The organism is Leucobacter celer subsp. astrifaciens, from assembly GCF_001273835.1.
Classification (GTDB): domain Bacteria; phylum Actinomycetota; class Actinomycetes; order Actinomycetales; family Microbacteriaceae; genus Leucobacter; species Leucobacter celer.
In genome coordinates this window covers 1-205 of record NZ_JHEI01000069.1, presented here as the reverse complement: position 1 = coordinate 205, position 205 = coordinate 1, and the positions used below count along the sequence as shown (strand labels likewise).

Below are 205 nucleotides of genomic sequence, written 5' to 3'. Positions count from 1 at the left end.
CCGTCGAGCGACAGGTCGGCGAGATCCAGGCGACCTCCTTGCAGACGGTGGCGGCCTGCCGCACATCAGCGAACAGCGCCACCGCAGCAGCCGCCGGGTTCGTCGTGGTGTCGATGCGGTACATGTACGCCGCCATCGCGTCACGAGAGATCCCGTCCTTCGCCTGGAACAGCGGCTTGCCAGCGGCCTGCTTCGTGCCCCTCGC

At 68.8% G+C, this 205-nt stretch carries 1 pseudogene; it reads right to left on the bottom strand.

The annotated features are described in order from the left end of the window. A pseudogene (locus AMS65_RS19685) lies at positions 1–205 on the bottom strand (hypothetical protein); the annotation flags it as partial.